The 9738-nt window shown below is 27.5% G+C and carries 10 protein-coding genes; 6 read left to right on the top strand and 4 right to left on the bottom strand.

Going from position 1 to position 9738, the window contains the following annotated elements:
- Positions 1-773: FAD-binding protein (locus J7G74_RS02345; protein WP_297131392.1), on the bottom strand; the 773-nt coding region annotated here is incomplete at its 3' end.
- The gene (gene nadA / locus J7G74_RS02340) at positions 763-1689 is read right to left on the bottom strand and encodes a quinolinate synthase NadA (RefSeq protein WP_297131389.1); all 927 of its coding nucleotides are present in this window, start codon (positions 1687-1689) and stop codon (positions 763-765) included. The genes J7G74_RS02345 and nadA, both read right to left, overlap by 11 nt.
- A gap of 236 nt (positions 1690-1925) precedes the next feature.
- On the opposite strand from nadA, the gene J7G74_RS02335 reads away from it, so the two are divergent.
- The 6 genes from J7G74_RS02335 to J7G74_RS02310 all read left to right on the top strand — a co-directional run bounded on the left by J7G74_RS02335 (position 1926) and on the right by J7G74_RS02310 (position 8266).
- The gene (locus J7G74_RS02335; RefSeq protein ID WP_297131385.1) at positions 1926-2435 is read left to right on the top strand and encodes a transcription repressor NadR; all 510 of its coding nucleotides are present in this window, start codon (positions 1926-1928) and stop codon (positions 2433-2435) included.
- 516 nt (positions 2436-2951) lie between these two features.
- Positions 2952-3770, top strand: coding sequence for a MerR family transcriptional regulator (locus J7G74_RS02330; RefSeq protein WP_297131382.1), 819 nt, complete (start codon positions 2952-2954; stop codon positions 3768-3770).
- A gap of 66 nt (positions 3771-3836) precedes the next feature.
- The gene (locus tag J7G74_RS02325; protein ID WP_297131379.1) at positions 3837-5354 is read left to right on the top strand and encodes an MATE family efflux transporter; all 1518 of its coding nucleotides are present in this window, start codon (positions 3837-3839) and stop codon (positions 5352-5354) included.
- A 99-nt stretch (positions 5355-5453) separates the two neighbouring features.
- Entirely contained in the window at positions 5454-6023 is a 570-nt protein-coding gene (locus J7G74_RS02320) for an HD domain-containing protein (protein WP_297131377.1), read from the top strand.
- A gap of 44 nt (positions 6024-6067) precedes the next feature.
- Complete coding sequence (locus J7G74_RS02315) at positions 6068-6232, top strand: hypothetical protein (protein ID WP_297131375.1); 165 nt, start codon at positions 6068-6070, stop codon at positions 6230-6232.
- 78 nt (positions 6233-6310) lie between these two features.
- A complete protein-coding gene (locus tag J7G74_RS02310; RefSeq protein WP_297131372.1) occupies positions 6311-8266 on the top strand; it encodes a carbohydrate-binding domain-containing protein in 1956 nt (651 codons plus the stop codon).
- Positions 8267-8367: 101 nt separating this feature from the next.
- Here the strand turns inward: J7G74_RS02310 and J7G74_RS02305 are convergent, their stop codons facing one another.
- Both J7G74_RS02305 and J7G74_RS16770 read right to left on the bottom strand, forming a co-directional pair.
- Positions 8368-9573, bottom strand: coding sequence for a sensor histidine kinase (locus tag J7G74_RS02305; RefSeq protein WP_297131368.1), 1206 nt, complete (start codon positions 9571-9573; stop codon positions 8368-8370).
- Position 9574: 1 nt separating this feature from the next.
- The gene (locus J7G74_RS16770) at positions 9575-9724 is read right to left on the bottom strand and encodes a helix-turn-helix domain-containing protein (RefSeq protein ID WP_334299732.1); all 150 of its coding nucleotides are present in this window, start codon (positions 9722-9724) and stop codon (positions 9575-9577) included.
- Positions 9725-9738 lie beyond the last annotated feature (14 nt).

Here is a 9738-nt window from a genome sequence, read left to right as displayed (position 1 = left end):
TTAATATTATAAAGTTTTCCGCCTTCACCCCTTACAGATTCAGAAATTAAAAATCTTCTTTCGTCATCAGATTCATCATAAAAAGCTGTTGGGTGAATTTGAATATAGTTTATATCTTTAAGTTCTACATCATGTCTAAGGGCTACAGCAAGACCATCACCTCTTAAAATTCTTTGGCTAGTAGAGTTTTTATATAAACCACCAATACCACCACATGCGAGAATTACACATTTAGCGAAAACATTAATTTGTTCATTATTTTTTAATAAAATTCCACCTATACATTTATTATTTTTTTCTATTATATCAACAAGAAAGGTATCTTCAGATATTCTAATGTTATTTCGAGATAAAGCATTTTTTATAAGTGTCTTAGCTACATTTTCACCAGTATTATCTTGAGTATGAACTATTCTATTTACACAATGAGCTCCTTCTTTTGTATAATCCCAATTTCCATCTTCATCTTTATCAACATCAAGGCCTAAGCTAACTAAATAATCAACATTTTCAATAGATTCTCTAGTTAATACTTTTACTGCTTGCAAGTCATTTTTATATTGACCAGCTTTTAATGTATCTTCTAGGAAAAAAGGAACATCATCTTTATTTCTAGCAACAGAAATACCACCTTGTGCTAAATATGTATTTGTACAATCTAATTTGTCTTTTGAGATTACCATAATGTCCAAGTCATTACGAAGATTTAAAGCACAATATAATCCTGCAACTCCAGATCCAACAATTAAAACATCAACATAATTATTTTTCACAAAGAACCATCTCCCCTAATTTGTGCATATTTTCTAGAGAGGTTAAAGCTTTTTTTGATATTTCATCATCTAGAATAACCTCATCAATTTTTCCACATAAAGCATCATAGACATTTTCTAAAGAAGTTTTTTTCATATTAGGACAAAGTATTTTTTCTGGGAAGTAGAATTTTTTATTAGGATTTCTTTTTTCTAATTCATACAAAATTCCTTCCTCTGTACAGATTATAAATTCATCATCTTCACATTTAGTAGCGTAGTCAATAATTCCACTTGTACTTCCTATGTAATCACTTAAATCTCTTACTTCTTTGTTGCATTCAGGATGAGTTAAAACTTTTACAGTAGGATGTTTTTCTTTAGCTTTAAGTACATCCTCAGTTGTTATTCTTTCGTGAGTAGGGCAGAAACCTTGCCAGAAAATAAATTCTTTATCAGGGAAGAACTCAGCTATATAGCTACCTAAGTTTCTATCTGGTAAAAATAATATTTGTTTATTAGGTACATTTTTTAAAATAGCTAATGCACTAGATGATGTAACTGAAACATCACAAAGAGCCTTAACTTCGTAAGATGAATTTATATAACATACTTTAAAAGCATCTGGATATTCTTTTATCATTTCTTCTAAATCAGAAGCTGTTGCCATATCAGCCATTGGACACCCAGCACTAGCAGAAGGTAAGATTACTGTTTTTTCAGGTGATAAAATTTTAGCACTTTCCCCCATAAATTTTACTCCGCAGAATATGATTAACTCTTCTTCACAATCACGAGCTATTTTACTTAAATAATAAGAGTCACCGATATAATCTGCTATTGCTTGAATTTCAGCAGGCTGATATAAGTGAGCTAAGATAATAGCATTTTTTTCTTTTTTTAATTTTAATATATCATCAAATAAATTTTTCCTCATAAATTACACCCTTTTCCAACTAATGAATTTACAAGTGTATATACACTTGTAAATTCATTATATCACCATGATAATTGGTGCACAACTAAAAAACTACTTAGTTAAAAACTTAATTAAGTTAAAAACTTTAGTAAATTATTGAGAAGTAAGTAAAAAATAACGTATTGATTTATGAATAATTTATATATAGAATAATAAAAAGATGAGATAATAATTACTTGTAAAGAAGGTGTATTATGAATAGCAATGAAAGAAGAGAGAAATTATTACATATTTTAAAAACATCTAATAAGCCAGTAAAGGGTGAGGCCTTAGCAAAAGAACTTAATGTAAGTAGACAAATAGTTGTAAAAGATATTGCATTATTAAGAGCTTCTGGAATTGATATATTAGCTACATCTACTGGATATATAATATATAGTTTTGAAAAAAGAGAATTTGAGATAAAAAGCAAAAATCATGAGACGACAGAAGAACTTTTAGAAGAATTACAAATAATAGTAGATTTAGGTGGGAAAATAAAAGATGTAATTGTGGACCATCCAACTTATGGAACAATAAAAGCAGACTTAAATGTATCATCAAATAGAGATATTAAAAACTTTATGGATAAAACAAATAGAGATGGATTTAAACAACTGTCTAGTTTATCTCAACAGTATCATATTCATACCATTGAAGTTCCAGATGATGAAACTCTAGAAGAAATCAAAAAAGAATTAAAAGAAAAAAATATATTATTTTAATATTTGTATAAGAATAGCTAGAAGTTATATTAGCTATTCTTTTTTATTGTAAGAAAATTATATATTATCTGTTATTTAGATAACATGTAATTTTCAACTTTGTTACTTGATTAACGGACTAAGTCCTTGGCCACATGATTAAAGCCCTTGTGTAGTGATTAAGAAGAGGGAATTCTTTTACGAGACGTAGAGGTAAGGTGGACAAAATAAAAATAAAAATAAAAATAAAAATAAAAAAACGAAAGGAAGTCCTCTGGGGAAAGTAAGATATTTTATTATTAAATGATAATGGGTGTAATCTTTTATTAATTTATTATTTAGATTAAAAGTAAATTAAATATGATATGTAAAATAAACTACTTGATTTAATGGTCAGGTAGTTTATTTTTTTGCTATAAAGAGTAATATATATTACTATAAATTTATATTAATAATTGAATTATAAATTTTGTTTACTTATCATAATAGGTAATAGCAATAGTTTTATCATAAATAAAGTAAAGGGATGGGATATATGTGAAGGATAAATATTTAATAGGAGAAGTATGTAAACTATTTAATGTTACTAGAGATACATTAGTACATTACGATAAGATAGGACTACTAAGTCCTAAAAAAGATAAAAATAATGGATACAGGTATTATAAAATTGAAGATTTAAATTGCTTAACGGACATAATTTTTTATAAAAGCTTAAATTTATCTTTAAATGATATAGATAGGGTAATTAAGGATTGTTCACCAGAACAAATTTTAAATCTAGTTAAAGAAAAAGAAATTTATATTAAGAAAGAAATGGATAAAATAAAAAAAATTCAAAAGAGATTAGAATCGATGAAAATATCCTTGGAAGAGTGTATTTATGATTCAAATAAAGTTGAACTTATAAAAGATGAAAAAGAAAGTTATTTTTTCTTGGAAATTACAAAAGAGAATAATTTTAATGATTTTATTGAGATAGTAGAAAAAATTCAAAATATAGATCAATATATATTTGATTATATAAATTTTTCTTTTTTAATAGATGAGGGAGTACTTTTTGATGATGAAGCTGAAGATAAAATTAAGTGGGGGATTACTATAACTGAAAATATTGAGAAAATAAAAAATAACATTGAAAGTAAAAGTATTGAATTTATCTCAGAGGAAAAATATATGTACACTGTAATATCTCTTGCTGACAATGATTACGATGACTGGATAAAATATGTTAGAAATATTGTAAAACAAAATAATATCCAGGTATCAGGTCCTATACTTGGACAAATGTTAGTCACAGTATATAAAGATGAATCACCTATAGATTATTTTGGACTATATATACCTGTTAAATAATTTAAATTTTATTGTTGACCTATGTGTAAGACATTAGTTTATCCTTTAATTAAGGAGATGATAAATATGGATTTACAATTAAGGAATACTAAAAATAATAAAAAAGAAAAGGTAAATCTAAAAACTAATAAACTACATGGTGAGTTTATTCAAAAAAGAGAGGAACGTATAACAAGTACAAAAGATGACGATGAGTCGCGGACGTCGGCCACCACCCAGTGTGGCGAAATCGAAAGAGAAAATAGAAGTAATATTTTTGAGAATAAGTCTATTAATCAATTAATATTATACTTCTCTATACCGGCTATTATTTCACTAGTCTTAGAATCTGTAGCATCTATGATAGATACAGCTTTTGCTGGTCATTTAGGAGATATGAGCAGTTATGCATTATCAGCAATGGGAATTTTGGCACCTATATTATCATTGTTTGTAGCAGCTCAACTAATATTTGGTGTATCTACAGGAATAATATTAGCTAAAAGGCTAGGAGAAGGTAATGAAGAAAAAGTGAATAGTACTTTTAAGGTAGGATTATATTCAAGCTTAATATTTAGTACTTTAATATCAGCGGCTATATTTATCGGTCAAGACAAGTTACTAGATATAATTGGAGCAACTGGTCAAGTAAAAGTTTTAGCAAAACAATTTTTAAATATTGCAGTGGTATTTAATGTGTTCAGTTCAGTTGGATATACGTTAGTAAATAATATAAGATCCTTTGGACATCCCAAAATAGAAATCATAATTGTTACTTCTTCAACAATTATAAATATAATATTTAATATTTTATTCACATTTGTATTTGAAATGGGGATTATAGGAATAGGTTTAGCCACACTGATTAGTGAAATATCATATGTATTATTTGCTATTTTGTTTTTAGTAAAAAAAGGTTTATGGATGAAAAAAACAAACTTATGTAGCAAAGAAATCAAATCAATATTACTATTATTAATCAAGATAGGATTTGTTCAATTCTTAATGCAAGCCTTAAACAGTTTAAATGGGTTTACAGTTAATAAGGTTTTAGTGAACTATGGAGATGTATCATATATAGGGGCATGGGCTATTTGTAACTCTTTATATATGATGATGTTACTTCCTTTAATAGGACTTACAGAAGGCGTTCAGTCAGTTATAGCATATTATCAAGGTAGTCATAATGAGGAAAAGAAAAATATAATAAAATCAAAAACTTTAAAATATAGTTTATTATATTCTTTAATTACAATAACACTGGTATTTATATACTCTAAAGAAATAGTTCAAATATTTACATTAGATAGAAGTATTATAGATACCTCTGTATCTATAATGCAAATTCTTCTTATAGGGTTTCCTTTTATGGGAGTTATATATACTATGGTTGCCTTTATGCAAGTATCAGGTCAAGAAGAAAGAGCTAGTAAGCTAGAGTTTATAAGGCAGATATTTTTATTTATACCATTATCTATAATTTTACCTCTATTAGTTAGTAAGTTTAGTATTATGGATATTGAGCCCAGTTTAAGTATATTTTTTGCAATGCCAATATCAAATATTATTTCTTTATTTTTCTATTCTGGTTCTAGATCCAGATAATGTTTATAATAACAATTTATTATTGGTGACATATGTCATGTGCATTATAAGTAGCATTATGATAAATTATAACTATATACTTTTATAGGAGAATAGCATATGAAAAAAATTGATGGGGTAATAGAATTTATTAAAGAAATAGAAGGCTTAAAATCTGTAACTAGAACAGCTTGGACAAAGACTGGTCGTAGAGAAAGTACAGCAGAACATTCTTGGAGACTGGCAATGTTGTTAATGCTCTTAGAAGATGAGTTTGAAGATATTGATATTAATAAAGCAATTAAAATGAGTTTAGTACACGACTTGGGAGAACTTTATGATGGAGATATATCAGCAGTATTGCAAACTGACGCTAATACAAAATTAGATATTGAAGAAAAAGCAATGAAGAGAATGTTAACAACACTACCAGAAAACATAAGTAAAAATATATATGATTTGTGGTGTGAATATAATAGTTGTTCTACAAAAGAAGCTAAGCTTGTTAAGGCAATGGATAAATTAGAAACTATAGTTCAGCATAATCAAGGTAATAATCCTCAAGATTTTGATTATGAATTTAATTTACAGTATGGGAAAAATTATTTTGAATATGATGATACTTTAAAATATATGAGAAATATAATTGATGAAGATACAAAAATTAATATTAACTCAAAAGATATTTAGATAAATTGAATAATATAGATTAAGAGGCTGTCGCATTAACAATTTTGAATTGTCATGTGACAGCCCCTTTTGTTAAAGAAAGTGGAGATAAAAGAAAAAGTTCTAAACTTACAGATATATCTGTTATAATGTATAATTTATTATTTGTAAGTGTAATAATATTTGAAAATATTGACATGAAAATATTTAAAGTTAATGTCATGTGCTAAAATTTATTTAAGTTTCATTTAAGCATGTATTGATATTATTTTTACATAGGAAAAATAAATATTTTGAGGAGGTACATAGTGAATAAGAAACTTATAACAATGATAACAGCGCTTTCTTTATGTATAAGTCTAAGTGGCTGTTCAAATAAAACTAATACATCAACAACAGGAAGCTCAGATGTTAAAAGTAAGACAACTCCAAATACGGTATTAAGTAAGTCTGATGAAAAAGTTGAAACAATAGGAGATATAGAGACCTATATCAAACTTTCTGACAATAAAACTACAGTAGATGGAGATGGAGTAAAGATTGATGGAAATACAATAACTATAAATACAGCAGGAACTTATAGTTTGAGTGGAAAATTAAGTGATGGACAAATAGTTGTAAATACAGATAAAGAAGAAAAGACTTATATCCTTTTGGATGGGGTGGATATAACTTGTTCAAATAGTTCAGCAATAAATGTTGTAAGCTCTGAAAAAGTAGTCTTTGCTTTAGCTGATGGAAGTGAAAATAAAATTTCAGATGGAAATACTTATGCTGAGCAAGGTGAAAATGAAACACAACTAGATGCAGCGATATTTAGTAAAGAAGATATTGCTTTTATAGGAAATGGATCATTAGAAGTTGATGGAAACTATGATAAGGGGATAGTTAGTAAAGATGATTTAATTATAGAAAATGGAAATATAACTGTCAAATCTGTGTCTGATGCTATTAAAGGAAAAGACTCTGTAGTAATTAGGGGTGGAAACATAACAGTTGATGCTGGAGGAGATGGAATACAAGCCTATAACGATGAAGATGAAACAAAAGGATTTGTATCACTAGAAGGAGGGACAATAAAAATAACATCAGAACAAGATGGTGTACAAGCTGAAACTAATTTATTAGTAGCAGGTGGAAATATTGATATTACTTCCGGAGGTGGAAGTACAAATAGTAGTAGTAATGATGGTTGGGGCCAATGGGGTGGAGGAAGACCAGGAGAGCCTAGAAATCAAAATGAATCTACTCAATCAACTGAAGATACAGTAAGTGCAAAAGCAATTAAAGCAAGCTCTGTGATACAAATTGATGATGGTAAAATTAATATAGATTCTTCTGATGATGCTATTCACTCTAATGATAAACTAATTATAAATGATGGAACTATAAACATATCATCGGGAGACGATGGAATACATTCCGATTCTGAATTAGAAATAAACGGATCAACTTTAAATATAGAAAAATCTTATGAAGGAATAGAAAGTACAGAAATTAGTATAAACAATGGAAATATACATGTGGTAGCTAGTGATGATGGATTAAATGCGGCAGGTGGAGCAGGTGGATCGTCTATAAGTGGAAGACCAGGACAAAATGGTATGGAGTCTACTACAACTGGATCAGCAACTATCAATGGCGGATATTTAGTAATAGATTCTAATGGAGATGGATTAGATGCAAATGGTGATTTAACTATGACTGAAGGTACTGTTATAGTAAATGGTCCAACTAATGGAGGAAATGGATCTTTAGATTATGATGGAGAGTTTAATATTACAGGAGGAACTTTAATCGCAGCAGGAAGTCTAGGGATGGTTCAAACCCCAAGCTCATCTTCTAAATTAAATTCTATAAATATAAGTTTAACTTCACAAGAAGCTAATACTTTAATAAGAGTTGAATCAGAAGATGGTGATGATGTTATTACTTTTGCACCAAGCAAAAATTATTCATCTGTAATTGTTTGTACTCCAAATATTAAATCAAATGAAACATATAAGATATATGTTGGAGGTTCATCTACAGGTGATGTCACTGATGGATTATATTCAGGTGGAACTTATACAAAAGGAAGTGAAGTAGGTAGTTATGAAATTTCAGAAACAGTGACTAATGTAACTCAAGAAGGGGCTTCCAGTGGTGATAATAGAAATCAACCTGGAGGCGGTGGTGGAGGAAGAGATAATAGAATGACTCCACCAAATCAACCATCAAGTAGTAATCAAGGTACAAACAATAGTAGTGTAGAAAGTTTATAAAATTAATTTAATATTCAAATTAAAAAATTAAAAATTAAATGGATGAGCTTTATATAAGTTCATCCATTATTTTTTATAGTTTGAAGTATTTTTTTATATCTTTATTGTGATAAGTAAGGAACCTCTACTATAAAAGTAGTATAATTATTTAATTTACTTTTAGCATAAATTTTTCCCTTGTGTTGATCAACTATTGATTTTGCTATGGAAAGACCAAGACCATATCCGCCAGTATCTCTAGCTCTTGAATTATCAATTCTATAAAATCGTTCAAATATTTTGTCTAAATGTTCACGATCAATACCTTCACCAGTATTTTTTATTTCAAGAATAGCCTTAGCTCTATCTAGGTATAAATCAACTGATATTTTTCCTTTTAAATTAGTATATTTTATAGCATTATCCATAAGAATACTAAATAATTTCCTAATACTTTCTTCATTCCCGTTGATAAAAATATTTTTTGTAATATTTTCTTCTAATGAAATATTATTTTCAAATATTATAGCATCAAAGCTTATCAACATATTTTCAATTATCTTACTTATATCGATAGAAGAAAGAATTAATTTATTTTCTTCTATATCTAGTTTAGCCAATGATAGCATCTCATTTACAAGATTGGACATTCTATCCGATTGAGATTCAATATATTTAATCCATTTAGATTGATTTTTAATAGTATCTTCTGGATTACTTAGTATTAAAGAAGTATTAGTTTTTATTATTGTTAAAGGTGTTTTTAATTCATGAGAAGCATCTGCTATAAATTGTTTTTGCTTTTCAAAAGTATCTTTTATAGGTTGTATACTTTTATCAGTTAAATAAATACTAATAAAAAGTAAAATAACTAGACTTAAGCCACCTGTTATAGTGAAAATTTGCAATAGCCTTAGTTTTAAGTTTTCCTCATATGTGATATTTAAGAATACTATTTTGTAATAATTATCGAAAGATTTTTTAGTATACATAAAGCTTTCATCATTGATTTTTATCTTACTTGAATCACTATTACTTTTTAGAGCTGTATTTACATAGTTTTGTAACTCATCAGTAGAAACTTCACTATTTAAATGGGCAAGATAATTTATTATATTTCCTTTTTCATCCACTTCTACAACAATATTTCCTAAGTTAGGTTTTTGTTTTGGACCTCTATTATTCATTAAGCTATCAATAGTCATTTCTATATCTCTATTAATACTGTTATTAGTAATAAAATAAATAGTACCAAAGATAGTTATAAAAACTATGCTAAGTAGGGTCATATTAATGAGGATAAACCTTGTTCTAAGTTTTTTAAACATATTATTCCTCCAGTTTGTATCCCACTCTTCTTAAAGTTGTAATTTTTACAGAAGAATTAATATAAGCTAATTTTTTTCTTAAAAAGGATACATAAACTTCGATATTATTATGTTCAACTTCTGAATCATATCCCCATAATTTTGAAATAATATCATCCTTGCTGA

The sequence above is a fragment of the Terrisporobacter sp. genome, assembly GCF_017888745.1.
GTDB lineage: Bacteria > Bacillota > Clostridia > Peptostreptococcales > Peptostreptococcaceae > Terrisporobacter.
Note: the sequence above shows the minus strand (reverse complement) of the source record. Positions and strands in the feature narration are given on the sequence as shown.